Annotated in this window: 17 protein-coding genes; 7 read left to right on the top strand and 10 right to left on the bottom strand. The window is 42.7% G+C overall.

The genetic code is table 11. The features are described 5' to 3' along the window. Nucleotides 1–68: 68 nt before the first annotated feature. Complete coding sequence (locus EHO59_RS16845) at nucleotides 69–992, bottom strand: lipase family alpha/beta hydrolase (RefSeq protein WP_135589608.1); 924 nt, start codon at nucleotides 990–992, stop codon at nucleotides 69–71. Between the two features lie 213 nt (nucleotides 993–1,205). Beyond that, the gene (locus EHO59_RS16840; protein ID WP_246053004.1) at nucleotides 1,206–1,940 is read right to left on the bottom strand and encodes a lysozyme inhibitor LprI family protein; all 735 of its coding nucleotides are present in this window, start codon (nucleotides 1,938–1,940) and stop codon (nucleotides 1,206–1,208) included. 184 nt (nucleotides 1,941–2,124) lie between these two features. On the opposite strand from EHO59_RS16840, the gene EHO59_RS16835 reads away from it, so the two are divergent. Beyond that, nucleotides 2,125–2,508: a hypothetical protein gene (locus tag EHO59_RS16835; RefSeq protein ID WP_135589607.1), complete on the top strand. Its 384-nt coding sequence runs from the start codon at nucleotides 2,125–2,127 to the stop codon at nucleotides 2,506–2,508. Nucleotides 2,509–2,554: 46 nt separating this feature from the next. Here the strand turns inward: EHO59_RS16835 and EHO59_RS16830 are convergent, their stop codons facing one another. Next, nucleotides 2,555–3,532, bottom strand: a complete 978-nt coding sequence (locus EHO59_RS16830) for a quinone oxidoreductase family protein (RefSeq protein ID WP_210413096.1) — start codon at nucleotides 3,530–3,532, stop codon at nucleotides 2,555–2,557. Nucleotides 3,533–3,704: 172 nt separating this feature from the next. Between EHO59_RS16830 and EHO59_RS16825 the strand changes: the two genes are divergently transcribed. After that, entirely contained in the window at nucleotides 3,705–4,979 is a 1,275-nt protein-coding gene (locus EHO59_RS16825) for an SMP-30/gluconolactonase/LRE family protein (protein ID WP_135589606.1), read from the top strand. A gap of 83 nt (nucleotides 4,980–5,062) precedes the next feature. On the opposite strand, the gene EHO59_RS16820 is transcribed toward EHO59_RS16825, so the two are convergent. Further along, nucleotides 5,063–6,199 (bottom strand): synaptic vesicle VAT-1 family membrane protein, encoded by a 1,137-nt coding sequence (locus EHO59_RS16820; protein WP_210413095.1) that lies wholly within the window; start codon nucleotides 6,197–6,199, stop codon nucleotides 5,063–5,065. 244 nt (nucleotides 6,200–6,443) lie between these two features. Here EHO59_RS16820 and EHO59_RS16815 point away from each other — a divergent pair, with 244 nt between their 5' ends. From EHO59_RS16815 to amt, 4 genes are all read left to right on the top strand, one after another. Continuing rightward, complete coding sequence (locus EHO59_RS16815) at nucleotides 6,444–7,193, top strand: helix-turn-helix transcriptional regulator (RefSeq protein ID WP_135589855.1); 750 nt, start codon at nucleotides 6,444–6,446, stop codon at nucleotides 7,191–7,193. 81 nt (nucleotides 7,194–7,274) lie between these two features. Beyond that, entirely contained in the window at nucleotides 7,275–8,162 is an 888-nt protein-coding gene (locus EHO59_RS16810) for a M24 family metallopeptidase (protein ID WP_135589605.1), read from the top strand. Then, nucleotides 8,159–9,412 (top strand): SMP-30/gluconolactonase/LRE family protein, encoded by a 1,254-nt coding sequence (locus EHO59_RS16805; protein ID WP_135589604.1) that lies wholly within the window; start codon nucleotides 8,159–8,161, stop codon nucleotides 9,410–9,412. Before EHO59_RS16810 ends, EHO59_RS16805 begins: the two co-directional genes overlap by 4 nt. A gap of 87 nt (nucleotides 9,413–9,499) precedes the next feature. Then, nucleotides 9,500–11,635, top strand: a complete 2,136-nt coding sequence (gene amt / locus EHO59_RS16800; RefSeq protein WP_135589603.1) for an ammonium transporter — start codon at nucleotides 9,500–9,502, stop codon at nucleotides 11,633–11,635. Nucleotides 11,636–11,640: 5 nt separating this feature from the next. Here amt and EHO59_RS16795 read toward each other — a convergent pair whose 3' ends face one another. From EHO59_RS16795 to EHO59_RS16770, 6 genes are all read right to left on the bottom strand, one after another. Beyond that, nucleotides 11,641–12,828, bottom strand: coding sequence for a thiolase family protein (locus EHO59_RS16795; protein WP_167882141.1), 1,188 nt, complete (start codon nucleotides 12,826–12,828; stop codon nucleotides 11,641–11,643). Nucleotides 12,829–12,891: 63 nt separating this feature from the next. Next, nucleotides 12,892–13,362, bottom strand: a complete 471-nt coding sequence (locus EHO59_RS16790; protein WP_135589601.1) for a MarR family winged helix-turn-helix transcriptional regulator — start codon at nucleotides 13,360–13,362, stop codon at nucleotides 12,892–12,894. A gap of 114 nt (nucleotides 13,363–13,476) precedes the next feature. Next, complete coding sequence (locus tag EHO59_RS16785; protein ID WP_135589600.1) at nucleotides 13,477–16,824, bottom strand: efflux RND transporter permease subunit; 3,348 nt, start codon at nucleotides 16,822–16,824, stop codon at nucleotides 13,477–13,479. A 189-nt stretch (nucleotides 16,825–17,013) separates the two neighbouring features. Then, a complete protein-coding gene (locus EHO59_RS16780; protein ID WP_135589599.1) occupies nucleotides 17,014–17,379 on the bottom strand; it encodes a hypothetical protein in 366 nt (121 codons plus the stop codon). Between the two features lie 231 nt (nucleotides 17,380–17,610). Beyond that, entirely contained in the window at nucleotides 17,611–18,096 is a 486-nt protein-coding gene (locus EHO59_RS16775) for an SRPBCC family protein (protein ID WP_135589598.1), read from the bottom strand. Next, nucleotides 18,083–18,430, bottom strand: coding sequence for an ArsR/SmtB family transcription factor (locus tag EHO59_RS16770; RefSeq protein WP_135589597.1), 348 nt, complete (start codon nucleotides 18,428–18,430; stop codon nucleotides 18,083–18,085). The genes EHO59_RS16775 and EHO59_RS16770 overlap by 14 nt, the downstream gene beginning before the upstream one ends. 141 nt (nucleotides 18,431–18,571) lie before the next feature. Between EHO59_RS16770 and EHO59_RS16765 the strand changes: the two genes are divergently transcribed. Then, nucleotides 18,572–19,000 (top strand): DoxX family protein, encoded by a 429-nt coding sequence (locus tag EHO59_RS16765; protein WP_135589596.1) that lies wholly within the window; start codon nucleotides 18,572–18,574, stop codon nucleotides 18,998–19,000. The last annotated feature ends 6 nt before the right edge of the window (nucleotides 19,001–19,006 follow it).

The raw sequence follows: 19,006 nt of genomic DNA, 5'->3' as shown, positions 1-19,006 counted from the left end.
ATTAAAAGAAGGTATAAAAAAAGCCGGTGATAAACCGGCTTCTTAAGTTTCATACAACCAAAAGAAACTTATTGGTTTGCTTTCGCATTCGACATCATTTTTAAGAAATAACCTTCCACATCATACCAAGTCTTGCCTGAGTTCAATGTGTTAGCTGCTTGTAAATGATCCACGCCGGTTGTGAAGATCCCGTAGTCAGGGCCGCCTTTGAAGGTTCCCCATTTCAAGGAAGTATAAGGAACGAGTCCATCACAGGTTCCGCCGTAACCGTTGATCAATCCTCCTGCGATGCAAGCAGGTTGAATGATCCCCATCAAAGGGTGCTGGATCAGATCAGGAAGGGTGATATAAGAACCATAGGAGAAATATTTCACACTTGGATTATCAGGAGTGTGAGAATTGAAGACTGCAGTACCTGCAGCTGTCAAAGAGCCGAGAGCGGCCAATACGTCTTGGTTACTTTCATTCCAAACCAGTTGAACGAATACATTCAGAATAGCTGCCACAAATGGTTTGATCCAGTCAGGCAATACTGAGCTGATAATGTCCGCAATCGGGGAACCTCTATGAGGAGTATTTAATGTAGTTAAGGTGGAGACTTTGGAGCCTAAGGCCAAATTAGAAGCCGCATATCTGCTATCTAATCCACCTTGAGAATGTCCCAAGATATGTACCTTGCTGAATCCGTTAGCCGCCATGTAGACGAGCACCTTGCTATTCAATTCCGCTCCCCGAGTTTCGTTAGATCCGGCAGCGGTTTTAGCAGGAGCGTATACGGTAGCTCCTTGGGATTGCAAGTAAGTGTCCATTCCACCCCAGTAGCTGAGTAAATTGATCAGACCTGTATTATCATTTCCCCAGCCGAATAGACCATGAGAAAGAACAATGGGGTAAGACCCAGCCAATGGTTTGGAGGAAGATCCTCCACCGGATGCGAACAATTGTCCGCTGCAAAGAAACGCAACTAGGAGTGCTATACTTAGCTTACGCATTTCGATTAACCTCTTCACTTTCATTCAAATTTCAAAATTCCTGTTTCTAGCCCGGTCTTATTTTTGTGTATCGACCGTTACAGAAGCGGGCGAATGTAAGATCTGTGATCAGATAGACCTGTCAAGGAAAACGTTCCGGATAGATGGATTTTTAATAACAGTTGGTATGCAAACTAACTTTTTATGGAACGATTGGTATCAATAGAAATGCATTTATTTGAATTCGTAGCGATAGTCTCCGCCGAAATACGCTCTTGCTCCGTGAAATGCTGAGCAAGATATTTCTTCTACTTCGATCCTAGCATCGAAAGTCTGGAATTTGAGAATGCAACATTCTGGATCTTCTGCCTTGCAATTTGCCGGAGAGGACCAGGTCCATTTACCTTCTTGATTAGGGGTCCAGTCTCCATCCATCTCTCCCAGATGAGCCGTTGGTCCTCTTACTACTCCTAATTCGAAGTGGACTGGTTTTCCTTTTTTTCGGAAGAGTTTCAGCCTTCCACCGAATCCATCCGTATAGGAACCGATCCCATCCTTGGGGAATTTTCCCAAGTTCCAAACCTTTCGCAGATAAGAGGTTCTTTCTCTTGTAGTTTCCGTTTTGCAAGCGATGGTTTCTATTCCAGTTTCGTCTCCGGAATACATTGGCCCTTCGCAAAGTCCATCCCTATAACCTATCCATGGCCTTTGGACCTTTTTCAATTCTTCTTCGTTCTCTGGAGATAGGGACTTTCGAATATTCTTATATACTTCGTTCAGTTCCTTGTCAGCGCTTTTATATTCTTTGAGAAAGCATTCTTTTTGTTCATTCTTTGTTTTAAGAGCAGAGCAGGGGTGTTTGGCGATGCTTGTCTGCGCGTGCAATGAGATGATGAAAATAAGAAATAGGAGGATTAAGTATTTCATATCCTTGCAGAAAGAAATAAAATTGTAATATACATTGGCCATATTCTATACCTGAAGTAACAAATCTCTTTTGGATTCTTGCTTATTTTTGTGGTATATAAAACAAATTGGAAGAAAGAAAGCGAGATATTTATTTTGGGTATTCGGCCTTGACCCAGACACAATATCATTTATTCTGGATCATCACTTCGTTTTTGAGCGTTAAAGTTCGTTCGAATTAAAATACGTGAATCTTTTGCATTTGAGATTTCTTTTCATTCTAATATTCCTCGTTTGCAATTGCATCCTTTTAGAGGCTGAGGCGAGTCTTCAAACCGACCTAGTCACTTTGAATGAGGCTCGAGATAAGATTTCCGGGGTTTCTAATCTAAGGTTCACCGTTTGCTTGAGTCAAACAATCGCGTCCGACTTCATACAAACTACAGATTATACGAATTATCTTACCTGCGACGGTAAATGTTCTCATTCTACGTATTATAGAAGAAACGATGTAGATGCCTTATTCAGGGCGATTTTAATTCTTCCCTGTGATCCGAATTCCATCCTTCTCATTCCTTATGTGACTCCTTTTAGAGCCAAAGAATTCCAAGGGAAATACTTCGGCATTTAAGGACGGATTCGGATTTATTTCCAAAGATTCGATCAATAAAATAGATTTATTGGATCGAGATGACCATTCTCTGTCCGGAAGAGATCTCTAAATTCCAGGCATGCTCTATATTCTTTAGATCTTCCTTATGGATTTCTAATTTAAGAATTCCTTTTGCAGCCAATTGGAACATTTCCGGGAGGATCTCATTGTTGAAGTTTTGTATGTCCTTTGCAGAAAGACTTCCGAGTCCAGAACCTAGAATTTGGATATCGGAGCTGCGAAGGCTTGCAGAATCTAACGAAATGGTTTTGCCCGCCATATCTCCTACCGTAACGATCTTTACCGGGTGAGTATGGGAATCTATTCCTCCTCCTTTAAAAGCTTTCAGTAATAATTCCACTGGTCTTCCCCAGAGATAATCCACCACTATATCGATAGGAGTTTCCTTGTGGACCTTTTTGATCTGTTCCAAGACTTCTTCTTCGCTTTGTTTCAAGGATATGATTGTATCTGCTCCAAATCCTTTTAGTTTTTGCAGAGACTCTTCATTTCTTCCAGTGGCTATAATCCTAGAAGCTCCATAATGTTTGGCCACTTGCACAGCTAACTGTCCGGTAACTCCTGTTGCACCGTTGACGAGCACTACATTTCCCCGATTTAGATTCACTCTTGCATGAAGAGCCATGGTTGCTCCTATGACTGCATTTGGAAGAGCAGCTGCAAGAAATAGATCGATCCCATCGGGAAGGATTGTGAGTTTGTTCTTAGAGATCAGAGCCTGTTCAGCGACAGTTCCAGTGATCCCTTGCGCATACACCTTGGTCCCATTCTCCAAGATTCCCACTCCGTCGAGACCGACGATCGCAGGAAGTTCTTTATAACTAGCATAGTGAGTGCCGCTTGCTCTTAACTTATCTATGTTCTTGATCGCGGCAGTCTTTACATGCATTAGTACTTGTTCCGAGTTCTCGGGACTTGGGTTTGGATAATCCCCATATATGGGAGGCTTTCCAAATTCTTTAAGTATTGCAGCTTTCATCATCACCGTCCAAATATTCTCGTTTTGCGGACCGAAGAGGCCTTACGTGTAAGGCTTTCGTGATGGAAGATTCCGTCAATGGATTCTGGTTATTTTCTATCGCGGACCGTAGTTCAACATTGATGATACCGGAATCATTCAAGCGCTCGAGTGTTCTTTCCTTTATGATCTTCTTATGCATAGAAAGAAAGTGTTTCTCTTATTCCTTCTCTTGATCGGAATGTTTGTCTTTTGGAATTTTCTAGAAGTTCCTGAGGAACATTTCAAACAACAGATCCAAGGAAGTGTACAATTTCCCTATAATTCTGAGATAGAGAAAGTAAAGGACCAGCAAGACTTAAGTAAGAAGGGGATCCAAAAGCTGATCCCGAATGTGTCCGCTCAGGACGAGATATTGCTCCAAGAAGAATTGGGTAGGGCATTCACTGCTTCTATCGACGGTTATATTTGGAGAGTAGATCTGAAAAAGAATATCGCAGAGCCTTTCGTGAAGCCTCCTTTGATGCCAGGAGGAATGGTGGCTCATCCTAAAGATCCAGATCGGATCTATTTCTGTGCTTCTCGGGGGAAGAAGGATGATCTTGTAGATATAAATGGGCCTGGGATCTATGAACTAAGAGTTTCCACAAAGTCTATCAGGAAAATAGCGACTCGTGTCCCAAAGATGCCGACTTCGGATCCCCGGGATACAAAGAGTTCTTTTGGAAAACTTTATCCACATAACAAGCAGATTACATTAAAATTTTCTGATATAACTAAAGATAATTCCCAACCAGTAGAAAAAGCAGATGATCTGGCAATCAGCTCTGACGGAGAAAGGATCTATTTTACCGAACCTTATGATCATGAGAAGGCGATCCTTGGAGTAAGCACCCAATCCAGGAACGAGGCATTGAGTCTCGGCAAGAATGGAAATATTTGGAAGATCGATCTAAAGGAAGGGTCCGTTAGCTTAGTGGCTCACAAATATTCTTATGTAGACGGGATATTGTTGGAATATTCCCCCAATCAAAGCAAAGAGACTTCGATCTTAGTGAATGAGGTATCGCAATTTAGACTTCTTCGTTTGCATTTGTCCGGTGATAAGGCTGGAGAAGACGAGATCGTAATCGATGGACTTCCTGGTTTTCCTGATGGAATGGATAGAGATTCACAAGGTAGAGTATGGGTCGCTCTTGTGATCGAAAGATCCAAATTGGTGACTTGGTTGCACGATCATCCTTTCTGGAAACGATTTATTTTGTATCTTCCGGAACGCTTACAACCTGTTTCCAGAAGAACTGGACTACTCGTGCTTTCAAAAGATGGAAAGATACCTTTGTATTATGGAATGCATGACGGTCATTTATTCTCCACATTGATCGTAGTGATCCCAGGAAAGGAAAGAGTGTATCTTGCAGTCTATGAAAAGGGTTATGCAGGTTTGAATGTAATTCCGTATCCGATTTGATACTGTATCGGATCGAGAGCGCGAGTTTTACGTTCTTTCGATCCGGATCGTTTGCAGAGTAGTTCGTACTCCAAGTCCGATGTTTAAGGTATTAAAATCACCTTTCCTATATTCTTTCTTTCTTCTATATAACTATGAGCTTCTCCGATATCTTTGAAGGAGAATACCTTGTCCACATGCGGGTTGATCCAACCTTGCCTTTGCCCTTCCATTAAGTCATCTACCCAAAGCCTGATCTTTCGTTTCTCATGCCAAAGACGAGCCATGTTCACTCCAAACACTCCCTTATTTGCAAGTAAGAGTTGAAAGGAATGGAAGATCGGAGTTTGGAATAACATCTTTATTTTTTGGAGCTTACCGTTGAGTCCTCTTTCAGTAGCAGTGGACAATCCGAAAAGAGCCACCCTTCCTGTACTACTCAAGGCTTGATAGCTCCACTTCATGTTTTTTCCTCCGATCGGATCCATGATCATGTCTACTCCTCTACCTTGGGTAAGTTTAAGTAGTTCTGCCTTCCAATCTTGGTTTCTATAATCGATTGCGTGTTTCAGTCCTTTCTTTTTTAGGAATTCGTGTTTTCCCTGACTTGCGGTGCCAAAGGTCTCTGCTCCGATATGATTCGCAATCTCTAATGCTGCCAAACCAACTCCGCCTCCTGCATTATGAATTAATAATGTCTCATTGGACCTCAAACCTCCCATGGCGATGAGTATTTGATATGCGGTCAGATAGTTCACAGGAAAGGCTGCCGCCTGTTCGAAACTCATCGATTTAGGTTTTTCGAATACTTGGTCCAGGGGAACCACTACCTGTTCTGCTTGTCCCTTGAACTTGCTAATTGCAAGTACTTCTTTGCCTAACCATTTAGGATCGACAGAAGGAGAAATTTTATCTATAACTCCCGAAACCTCGTAACCCACCACACAGGGAAATTTTGGAGCGTCCGGATAGACTCCCATGCGGGTCATGATATCGGCAAAATTCAAACCGGTCGCTCGAACAGAGATGCGAACTTCTCCGGGGTTTGGTACGAGATCGGAGACTTCTTTTACCTTCAGTACTTCCGGGCCTCCTTTCTTTGTTATTACGATCTGTTTCATGAATACCTCTGTATTTTGATTTGCATAAGAGATAGAATCGAATGCTTGTGCAAAGGTATCATAAAATGTCCGGACCTGACTTGAATGAATCCGTTCCTCTTGTAAAAAGAAATGGAGCATTTTTCTCTTTCGATGCCGGAATCATTCAAGACGAAAGTAGAAGCAATATGTGTAGCGATCTTCTTGGAAAGAATCTCGTTTTTTCTTCTTGCTATCCTTAGATTTGCGGAAAGAATCTGATTCCTTCGTTCTTTAAGAACTGGCCCATATCTTCCTGGAATCCAAAGGATCGAAGTAAACTATATTGGAATCATAGATGAGTCTTGCTCCCAAAGGGATCTTATATCTTTGGAATAGTAGAGTGATGTTTGCTACGAACTCCATGCAAACGGAGTTCCATTCCCACTATGCGGCTACCTTGGCAATAGCCTTAGACAATAATATTTGTATAGAAACGGAGAAGGGAAAAGAGGATTATAGAGTAGCTCTGGTCGGCCCGAACACATATCATCGCACAGTTTCTCCCGGAGTCAAAATGATCGCATTGATCCTGGATCCCGAAACTTACGAATACGGATCGATCGCAAAGTTGGGGGAGACGGGAGAGGTCAATAGACTTGAAATCTCTTCTTTTCTTCCCTTGATGGAAAGACTTTGGGATCTATATTACGGAAATATAAATGATATTCAAGCATGGGAGTTGCAATCCGACATGCTTCGATCCGTTTATCCCTTCCAAAAAATGGAAAAGAATATAGACGAAAGAATCTTGAAGATAGCACATAAGATCAGAAGCGAACTTCCGGATAGTATTCGAATGAGAGATATTGGAAAAGATTTCTCTATCTCCGAAGACAGATTGATCCGTCTTTTTAAGGAAAACCTTGGGATACCTTTGCGGAGATATTTACTCTGGGTTCGTACTTTGGCTGCGAGCAAATTCTTGATGGAGGGAATGAATATCACGGAAGCCGCACATTCTGCCGGATTCTCAGACTCTGCTCATTTCACTCGGACCTTTAAGGAAAATTTCGGCTTTGTTCCTTCCGCTTTCTTCGGACATTTGAAATCGGTTGAAGTGAGATTTTGCGAATCTGAAAACAAGGTATTCTGAAAATTTTTCGAAATACCGGATTCATTCAAGCGGACTCGTCGCTTTCTTGTTACTCTTCTTATGAAGTAAAGAGAAGAGTTTATGCCAGTAGAAACGAAGAGAGGGATCTTATCCAAACTTTCCGGTAAGATATCTAGATACCATTCAGAATCGGTGCATCTTCCAACGGAAGAAGAGAAGCAGGGCTTTTTAAAGGCCCAAAGACTTGCGTATCAATGCGTAACCGAGATAGAAAAAGAATTAAGAGAAGGATGGACCGAAATCCAAGCCGCGAAGCGGATGGACGAGTTCTTGAGAGATCATGGAGTAAAAGTATTCCTACATCGTCCTTTCGCTTGGTTTGGAGAACATGCTCGATTTGATGGATATAAACGTTATACGCAGTTTCATCCAGGAAAGAAGAGACTCATGCCTGATGAGCCTTTTATTCTGGATGTTTCTCCTGTTGTGGAAGGTTATATTGGAGATATAGGTTACTCATCCTGTCTTCGTCCAAATGCAGAGTTGGATGCGGGAATGAAGTATTTGTTAAAACTAAGAGAGGAGATCCCTAAGTATTTCTCTTCTTCAATGAGTTCTCGCGATATCTGGTGGAAAATAGATCGAGATGCGAAAGAGAACGGCTTTGATAATGTCCACTCCTTATATCCTTTTGCGGTTCTTGGACATAGAGTCTACAAAGTCCACCTTCCTCAAATTTCTTTTCCTCTATTGCCGATCAGCTTTGCGAGTTGGTTTTCTCTCCAGGGTTCCATAGAATTCTTAAGTCATAAGGTATTGCCTGAACTTTTGACTCCGGATCATGAAGGAGACAAGACAGGATTATGGGCCATTGAGCCTCATTTCGGTCGAGGCAAGGTAGGATTCAAGTTCGAAGAGATACTCGTTGTGGAAAAAGATAGAGCTTATTGGTTAGACGAAGAAGTTCCTCATATAAAACGAGCTAGAAAGTTACAGGAAGTCAGATGAAATTAATTAAAAATTCCATAATATCATTTTTCATAATGGTCGTTTCGGTTTATTTCCTTCCCTCTTGCAATCAAGGAAAGATAAAAATCGGAAAGGCGTATTCTTTAGGAGAAACTTCTTCTCCAATCCTGAGAGCGGAATCTAAAGAGGATCCTTTCTTATCGGATCTGAAGGTAGAAATGAAAGATCTCCCAGGCCATGACGATGTGATCTTTGATGAAAAGAATAAGATTGCATACGCGTCCGGAATGGACGGGTGGATCTGGAAGTTGGACTGGGCCGATGGAAAAGCGATCCAATGGGTCCGTCCTCCGGTAAATCCTGCGGGCATGAGATTCTCTGATGCAAAGAAGGATAAGATCTTAGTTTGTGCGTCTAGGTTAGGCGGGGAAAGTTACGAAGAAAAAGATCGCGTTGGTCTCTATGAAGTGGAGATAGGAACAAAGAAGGTTGAGCCCTTGGTTTTAGATGTTCCTAAAACGGAGAAAGAAGAATTCGAAAAAGTATATTCTTCTTCTGAAAGAAAGTCTGTTTCTCTCAAGGATCTGAATCCATCTAACGCAAGACCGATTTCTCTCTGCAATGATATAGCTGTGTCGGATGACGGAGATCGTATTTATATAACCGAACCTTTTGAAAGAGAGAATGCAGCTATGGGAAGCGGCGCAGTTCCGGAAGCGATCGGACTTTTTCCTCATGGAAAATTATGGATGTACGATCGAAAGAAGGAAACCATCACATTGGTGCTGACCGGGTTTACATTCGTAGATGGCATCTTATTAGAAGAAGCTCCTAAAGGAGGAGAGGTGTCCGTAGTATTTACGGAGACATCCAAGTTCAGGATCTTACGCGCGTTTATAAACGGATCCGATCAAGGAAGATCCGAAGTGCTTTTCGAGAACTTGCCTGGACTTGCCGATGGTTTGGACAGGGATACTGAAGGAAGGATCTGGGTAGGAATCATTAAAAGAAGATCCGGGCTAATCAATTTCGTTCATAGAAATCCATGGCTGAAATCCTTTCTTCTTTCATTGCCTCAAAAGATATTACCTATCTCTAAAAGGACAGGATTTTTGGTCTTGGATCCTCAAGGAAAGAAGGCTTTGTATTACTCGATGCATGACGGATCCAAGATAACCGACATCTCGGTCGCAGTTCCGTTTGAGGGAAGAGTGTATTTTCCTACCTTCGATCTACATGCGAGAGGGTTATATTCTCTCCCGATCGAGGACTTGAAGATCAAAGATTAAAAAATTGAATTTTGGAGAGGCAAGGGCATCAACCTCTCCAAATGCTTCTTGCCAATTCGCTTATCATTTCCTGAAATATGAAATTGGATGCCAAAGACAAGCTTCGATATTCTCTGGATCATTCTGTCTTCCGGACTGGTCTTTTTTATGCAGGCCGGATTTCTCTGCTTAGAGTCCGGGCTTACTCGCACCAAAAATTCCATCAATGTAGCCATTAAGAATATTACAGATTTTGGAATCGCGACCCTTGTATTTTATTCCATAGGCTTTGGGCTCATGTTCGGAGTTAGCTTTTTCGGCATAATTGGACATGACTTCTTCTTTCCGGAATTCTCGTGGGAGAAACCGGAGATCCCCGTTTTCTTTTTGTTCCAACTCATGTTCTGCGGAACAGCAGCAACTATCGTGTCCGGTGCGGTCGCAGAGAGAATGAAATTCGGAGCTTATATTATAGTTACCACAATCATCTCTTCATTGATCTATCCTGTCTTTGGACATTGGGCCTGGGGAAAGCAATTGCAGGACTGGAACCAAGTAACTGGTTGGCTTGCTCGTTTAGGCTTCGTGGATTTTGCAGGTTCAACTGCAGTACATAGCGTTGGTGGATGGGTAGGGCTATCTGCAATGATGTTGATTGGAAATCGTACAGGCAAGTATGGATGGGACGGCGAAGTTCGAAAGATCACCGGCCATAATCTTCCTTTGGCGATGCTTGGAACATTGATCCTTTGGTTCGGTTGGATCGGCTTTAATGGGGGAAGCACTCTTGCATTCACGCCTAACGTTCCTAATATTATTGTTAATACTATGTTCGCTGCTTCCGGTGGAATGGCCTCCAGCCTGATTTATGGATGGATCCGGCTGAAATATGCAGAAGCAACTCTTCCTTTGAATGGAACTCTTGCAGGACTCGTTGCGATTACTGCTCCCTGTCATGCAGTGAATTCTCTAGAAGCGATCCTGATTGGGCTTGTTGCAGGAATTTTAATGTTCGAAGCGGGAGAACAATTGGATCGTTTGAAGCTGGACGACGCTGTAGGTGCAATTCCTGTGCACTTAGTAGGCGGGATTTGGGGGACCTTGGCCGTCGGGTTTTTTGGCGATCTAAGTTTACTCGGAACAGGACTCAATCGGACAGACCAAATCTTAATACAGCTCCTTGGAATATTTTCCTGCGGACTTCTTTCTTTCGGAGTGAGCTATTCGCTTCTTGCTCTGATCAATCGCTTTTATAGACTGAGAGTCTCTCCGCAGAATGAATACCAAGGATTGAACTATACGGAACATAGAGCAACCACGGAACTCATCGATCTATTCTTGGAAATGGAATACCAGAAACAAACCGGAGATTTAAGCAAAGATCTTTCCATCGAACCATTTACGGAAGTAGGACAGATTGCGGAGAGATATAATCTTGTATTGGAAAAGATTCGGACCAATATTAAGGAAAAGGAAACATTGGCCCATGAACTGGAGCACAACTTAAGTTTGATCCAAAGCGATCTTTCTACTGCTCGCAAGATACAATCTGGAATAATCTCCCAAGAAGATAAGACTTCCGGTGAATTGGAAATTGTAGTCCGTTATCTTCCTTTAAACGAAGTAGGGGGAGATTTCTTCGATATTATGGAGCTTCGTCCCGGACTGACTCGGGTCTTTTTGGCCGATGCAACCGGTCATGGCGTCCAGGCTGCGCTTCTTACAATGGCGATCAAAGCAATTTACGAATCCTTAAAGCGGGGAATATACAGCGTCACAGAAATATTATTCCATCTGAATAATGAATTCCTGCATACATTCAAGAATTTGAATCAATTCTTTACCTGTATTGTGATCGATATCGATACGAATTTGAATTTGGTCCGTTATTCTTCTGCAGGACATATCCCTCAGTACATTCTGCAAGGAAAAGAGATCCATACTCTGGAAAAGACCGGTCGGATCATGGGAGTGATCCCAAATACGAAATACACTTCTAGTGAAATGGAATTTACTCAGGATTCCAAGATCATTCTATTTACGGATGGTCTCATCGAACAATGGAATTCTTCCAAAATAGAGTTTGGAGAACAAAGGGCAGAGGCCCTGATCCGAAATTTGGGAGACACATCCATGAAAGAGGGAATCGACACTATATTAAGAGAACTCGATGAATTTCTAGCCGGAGCTCCCAAGCAGGATGATATCTCTCTACTTGGGATCAATCGAAAATCCAAGAAATAGAGAGATCACTTTATAAAATCGTGATTTTCTAAGACAAGAGCAATGCCTTGTCCTCCTCCTATGCAGAGAGAGGCAACTCCATAGCGAAGGTTCTTGCGCTTAAGTTCGTAGGCGAGTGTCAACGCAACTCTCGTACCGCTTGCTCCCAATGGATGGCCGATTGCGATTGCTCCACCGTTCACATTCGTTTTCTCAGGATCGAGTCCTAACTCTCGTATGACTGCCAATGTTTGAGAGGCGTACGCTTCATTAATCTCGAAAAGATCGATTTCCTCTAACTTTAAGCCGGCTCTTTGTAAAGCTACTGGAATAGCGAATACTGGTCCTAAACCCATCATTTTCGGATCGCAGCCTACATTCGAATAGCCTAATATAGATGCTAAAGGTTTGTGTCCGTGTTTTTTGGACCATTCAGAAGAGGCGAGAATCACAGAAGCGGCACCATCGTTGATTCCAGACGCATTTCCCGCAGTAACTGTGCCTTCTTTTAAGAATGCGGTTTTGAGATTTCCAAGCTGAGGAAGGCATTCTTCTCCGCGGATCTGCTCATCTTTCTTAAATACGCTTGGTGTCTTTCCGCCCAATTGGATCGGAATCATTTCATCTTGAAAAAGATCCAGGTTGCTTGCCTTCTCCGCACGCACTTGAGAAATACCAGCCCATTCATCTTGTTCCGTTCTGGAAATGCTATACTTAGCTGCAATATTCTCCGCAGTCATTCCCATCGTAAGATCTACAAAGCAGTCGGTTAAGCTCTGCTCGAGTCTATCTTCTGCGATTGCATTTCCATACTTATTGCCCCATCTTGCGTTTTGGAGAACGAAGGGAGCATTACTCATGGATTCCGTTCCTCCCGCAAGGACCAGATCATTTTCTCCGCTTAAGATCTTTCTCGAGCCAAAGAGAATGCTCTCCATTCCTGAACCGCAAAGCCGATTCACAGTAAGCGCACTCGAAGATTGTGCAAGTCCGGAGCGAAGCGCAACATGTCGGGCCAAATAAGCGGAGTCTTTGTTGTCTTGTATTACGTTTCCATAAATCGATTCTTGGATACTTGTAGGATCAATACCTGTTTTACGGATCACTTCTTTTGCCGTGATCACTGCTAAGTCTGAAGAGCTATAATCCTTTAATTTTCCCCCGAATTTTCCGAATGGGGTCCGCACTCCGTCTAATAAAACTACCATTTCGATCTCCTTTATATGTTGTATATACACTATATAATTTACAAAAAGTGCATTTTCCTTCTTATTATCTTAGACCTGATTTACAGATTCCAAAATCGGAAGTTTTCTTACTTCCGAGAGTATTTTCAAGGTTTCGTTCAACTTGGATTTTCCAAGAGAATCGGAGATCTGAGCCTGTGCTTCCTTCCAGAGTAAGACTGCTTCAGCCAATTTAGACTCTCCTTTTTTGGTTAGAAAAAGATTTCTAATATTCCCCGCTTCTTTCTTTTCAATACGGATTAGGCCATCTCGTTTTAAGATCTCCAAACTTCTTTGGAGTGTGGTCCTATCTATATCTGTGAGTCTGGAGAGATCGGTAATGCTGCAATCCTTCTCCAATCCGATACTGACTAGAATGGTAAATTGAGTAATCCTCAGGCCGGAAGGCTTCAATACGGAATCATAGAAAGAAGTAATCTTCCTTGTAGTTCGTCGTAAGCTGACGTTCAGGCAGGCTAAGCCTATCTTTTTTAGATCTTCCGGTTCGAGTTTATCTTTCATACTGAAATTTATGATGTATATGCACTATATACTTATCTAAACGCTTTTGTCAAAGGAAAAAAGGAACGTAAATGAAAACTCTAAGCTTGAGCTTTCATTTACGTTTGTTTGTTCTTATTTTCCTTTTCTCTTACTTTTTAAAAGAGAAGAGGGTTTTTTGCGAGTTTTGGCTACTTTGTTGGAAGAACTAAATTCTTCATCGTAGGATTGGTATCCGTTCCCTTCATAATTAGAGATGGCTTCCGGATGCAATACTAAGGAGTTACTTGCGGAAGAATGTTGGTATTCTTCTTCTCTCTTCTTCATCATCAAGATGTACAAGCTAGGCATTACTGTTAGCACGAGTAATAATGCGGAGGCGAGTCCTCCCACCATCACAGTTGCTAAAGGTCTTTGCACGTCGGAACCCACACCTGTTGCCATGGTGGCCGGTATCAATCCCAAGAGAGCAAGTAGCATCGTCATTAGGCGAGGGCGAAGCTGAGTTACTGCGGAGGCGACTGCTGCATCCTGCACGCTCATCTTAGGAGCGCCCGGAGTCTTATCGTGCAAGAAGTGATTTGCCTTGGATACGAATAGAATTCCTGCCATGGTAGCGATGCCGAACAATGAAATGAATCCTACCCCTGCGGAAACGTTGAAGTAGTATCCTCTCGCTAAGAGTGCGTAAATTCCGCCGATGAGAGAAAGAGGAATACAAGATAGAGCAACAAGCACGGACCTTAAATCTCTATAAAGTAAATATAATAGTCCGAAAATAATCCCGATCGTTAAAGGGATCACGATTGCAAGCTGCTTTCCTACACGGGCAAGGTTCTCATACTGGCCTCCGTATTTCACCTCGTAACCGTCTGGGAAAACGACTTCCTTCTTCACTCGTTTTTGCAGTTCTGCAACGAAACCACCTTGGTCTCTTCCCCTAACGTTCAAACGAACTGTTACAGTTCTTTTTCCATCTTGGCGAAAGATCATGGTAGGAGAATCTTCTTGTGTAATGTCTGCAAGTTCGGAGAGAGGTAACCTTTCTCCCTTAGGCGAGATGATCGGGATCCTTGCGATTTCTCTTGCGGATTCACGATAATCTTTAGAGAAGCGCGCAACGATTCCGAAAAGAGCGCGCTCTTTCGGAGGATTATCCATAGGGCCTTCGTAAAGATAGCTGATCGGTTCCATACCGACTGCTGCTTCGATCAATTGCTGGATATCACTTACATTGATCCCATAACGAGCGGCAACATCTCTTTTGATTCGTATGACTAACTGAGGCGCCGGACCTTCCTGCTCAATTCCGTATTCGCTCGCTCCTTTCATTTCGGAAACGATATGAAGAATCTGATCTGCGAGGTTTCGCATCACTTTCATATCTTGTCCGGAAACGAATACCGCAAGGTCGGCAATGGTCCCCATGATCGCTTCCGAAAGGTTATCCATGATAGGCTGAGAGAAACTGACCCTAACGCTTGGAAGTCCTTCTTCCAAATCGTTTCTGAGTCGGAGGAGAAGTTCTTCTTTAGTGATCTTCTCCTTCCACATTTTATAATCTTTTAATCCAACATATACTTCCAATCGGTTTGGAGGAAGTGGATCTGTTCCGTCGTCGTTCCTTCCATACTGAGAAAGGATCGTGTTTACCATCTCATTCTTATAGATGATCTGTCTTACCTTAGGTATGAACTTCTTTGCTTCCGGCAAAGAGATACCTACAGGAAAATAGAGTCGGAGAGTAAATCCACCTTCATCCAAGGAGGGAAGGAATTCCGTTCCCAAACTCATGAATCCTATCACGAGAAGTGTTCCCACAGCAGTAAACGCGATTGTCACTACTCGTTTGGATCTTTCTACTAAGAAGTGAACGATTACTTCGTACTTCTTCTCTACCCAATGGTAGATTGGGTTATGCATTTCGATCGGACCAGGGTTTGGAGACTCAAAATAGTTCCTAAAGAAATAGGACATGAGTACTGGAACAATCGTCATGGTAAAGAGTAACGCACCGAAGATCGCAAAGGAAAGAGTGAAGGCCATCGGTTTGAATAACCTTCCTTCAATACGTTCGAAGGAGAAGATCGGTAGATAAGCAAGAATGATGATCAAGATCGCAAATAGGATCTCAGTCGCTACCTCGGAACCGCATTCCTTAGTAAAGGCAACGATCCCTTTTTGCTTATCCTGAGGCGTAGCATTCTTGTACCGCCTCATGATATTCTCTACCATGACCACGGCACTATCTACTACGATCCCGAAGTCGACTGCTCCGAGTGATAGTAAGCTCGCAGAGATCCCTGATGCGTTCATCATGGTGAATGAGAATAGAAGTGCGAATGGTATCGTGGTTACAACCACAATGGAGGCTCGTATACTTCCTATGAAGAAGACGACCACCAAGCTAACTAAAATGATACCTTCTAAAAGAGTGATGCCTACAGTACGAAGAGTATACTGAACTAGATCTCCCCTGTCATAGGTGTTTCTCAAACGAGTTCCATCAGGCATGTACTTCTCGTTGATTTCTTTCACCTTATCGCGGACTCTTTCTAAGAACGCGTTAGGCTCCACCCAACGACGCATTGCTACTAGACCTTGAACTGCAGAGTCAACATCGACTAGACCTTCTTCGTCATTCTGAATCGTATAACCTAGTACTCCACTCGGGATCGGAGGAGCGATTTCTACCTTTCCGATATTCTTAACGAATACTGGAACCCCGTTCAGGTTCTTAACTACAATGTCTTCGATTTGGCTGATATCACGAATGGCTCCCAAGGACCGAATCGGTAGGGACTGCTCTCCTTGCAAAAGGAAGTTACCTCCCGTGTTCAAGTTGTTGTTTTGTACCGCTTCAATCACATCGGAAACGGTAACATGATATCGGATTAGGTTCTCCGGATTCATAACGATATGGAATTGCTTCGGTAAACCTCCGAAGGTAACCACGTCGGCAATCCCGGAGATCTGAAGCATCTTAGGAATAACGATCCAGTCTTGTATGCTTCGGAGTTCCATCGGAGTATGAGTGCCGTCTATGGATTCCACCACATAACGATACACCTCTCCGACAGGAGAGCTCATTGGCGCGAGAGTAGGCTCGACTTCATCAGGAATGACTGCGTCTTGAACCTTCTCCATGAGCCTCATCCTTGCGAAGTAATCATCCGTACCTTCTTCGAATACGAACTGGAATACCACGAGTCCGTTGATCGTTCTGGAACGTCTTACGATTACGTTCGGAGTAGAGTGAAGCACTCTCTCGATAGGCATGGTTACTCTTTCTTCCACTTCCAAAGTTGCCTTACCCGGAAACTTTGCTACCAAGCGGACCTGGGTATCTGCAATATCCGAATATGCTTCTTTACGAATATGGATCCAGGACCAAATCCCTATAATCAATGTAACTGCGCCGATGACTAATGTAAGTAATCTGTTCTTTAACGCAGCCTCTAGAATATCATTGATGACTTTCATCTTTTCCCACCAATTAAATGCCGTTTCCGACGCATGATCTATAAAAGCAAAACCTAGTATTTTCCGAAGTATTATTTCGCTTAAGATCTAATAAGCTAATAAACTTAAATTCGATCCTTACGGATTCGTTGAAACTATAAACTCGATCGGTCCGATCCTAAAAAGGTTAAAAATCCTACAAGGAGGAGCCTATCTTTCGTTTAAAATGGAAATTAGGTCTGAAGAAGAAGGAGGAGGTATGTTCAGCAAAAGGACTGAAATGAGTTTTAGATAATGATATGGATTCCAGCTAAATACAAGAGGATAAACTGCGCTCTTGATCTCTTCCGATCGATTCGAATATTCGAAATGATAGTCTAAAAAATCGAATCTCTTTCTAAGAGTAAGCGGATCTATCGAATGCTTTTCAAGACTATTGAAATCAGTTGAGCCGATAGATTGGGTTAGGCCGAAGGAAAATACATCCAAATCGGCAGTTCCGTCCTGCTCCGTAGGTAATATGATAATCACCGTAAGAAGAAGAATAATCCATTTATGTAAGGAATTCTTGAGCACTTCTGCTTCCAGTTATTTGGGGCTATTGTGCAGTGCAAGCCTTTTTCGGCAATAAAGTATGCGATAACGAACGAGGAAGGAAACCAGGCAAAAACCGATATAGGAAGATCCTTCTATCGATCTAAGCCTGGAAGTGGATTACGAATTAGTGAAACAGTTCGACTTAAAAGCTAAGCACCTTCGCTCTTTAGTTTAGTCAATTTATTTCACAAAGAGTTCGTCGTTTTGAAATCAGCGAACCGCTTTCATGAGTGCCACGAGTTGATCTAACGCTTTTCCCCAGCCATCATGGAATCCCATGTCTTCGTGTTTCTTGCGAGCCTCTTCATCCTTATGTCTGGCAAGCACCTTATATAGAGTTCCCTGGTTATGATCTTCTAAAGTAAGAACTGCCGTAAAGAATCCTCCTGGCGCCGGTTTATAACCTGGTTCCAGCATATCTGTAAATATGAGTTTCTCATTCTTGACTATTTCCAAAAAGCATCCCATATTCGGAAAATCCTCTCCTTCAGGAGAACGCATAGTAGTACGAAAGATCCCACCTGGTTTCAGATCGATTTCGCAATCTACAGTTTGCCAAGGGGCAGGGGTAAACCATTTCAAGATATGTTCCGGAATCGTCCAGGCGTCCCAGACTAGATTTCTTGGAACATCCACGATCCTTTCGAAGGTTAAATCTCTCTTAGCATCCGGTTGGTAATAATTAGTTACTGTCATTCTTCTTCTCCTTTAAATCCAGTAAGTAGTTGTCGAGCTGATTGAGCCTTTTTTCCCAACTCGCTCTTTGCTTTGAAAACCACCTCTCTCCCAATTCAAGCTGTTGGTAGGTAAGTTGGTACGTTCTCACTCGGCCCACTTTTTGCGAGCGGACCAGGACAGAATCTTCCAGCACACTCAAATGCTGCATGAGCGATGGAAGAGCCATATCAAAAGGCTCTGCTAATTCTCCTACAGTGGCTGGCCCTAGGCTGAGGCGTTCCAATACGGAGCGCCTGGTCGGATCTGCCAATGCGTGAAATAAGTCGTCCAGGTTGGTAGTTTTGCTAGGCATTTACCTAAGTATAGCATGGATATTTAGTTAGGTAAATACCTAAGTTTTAAAAAAATTCGATTTTTTCTCAGGGAGATGTCCAATTTTCTAAATCTCGATCCTTATCCGGGTGTAATTCAAATTCGAGATAAGGAGAAAACAATGTCGAATTCAGCAAGTTTAAGAGAAGAAGGCTCCGCAAGTATGGAAGCAAAGAAGGAAAAATGGATCAAGGTCTCTAGATGGATCTACTGGACACTGACCCTGTTTTTGACAGCCACTATGATGATGGCAGGAGTGGCGTATTTGGCGAGCTTTCAAGCGAATGTGGAAGGGATCTTGCTGTTAGGTTATCCTGTTTATCTCCTAAAGATCCTGGGCTTTGCAAAAGTGCTCGGAGGAATTGGGATCCTACAGAATAGATTTAAGACTTTGAAAGAATGGGCCTATGCAGGATATTCATTCAATCTTCTAGGAGCGACCGCTTCTTATTTGTTGTCAGGTGTCGGTTTCGGAAAGGCAATGGTTCCTTTTACCATCTTTGCACTTTTGATGATTACCTATCGTCAATGGAAAACCGACTGGGTATAAAACGAA

The sequence above is a fragment of the Leptospira semungkisensis genome (genome assembly GCF_004770055.1).
Taxonomy (GTDB): Bacteria; Spirochaetota; Leptospiria; order Leptospirales; family Leptospiraceae; genus Leptospira_B; species Leptospira_B semungkisensis.
This window is presented reverse-complemented; position numbering and strand designations above follow the sequence as displayed.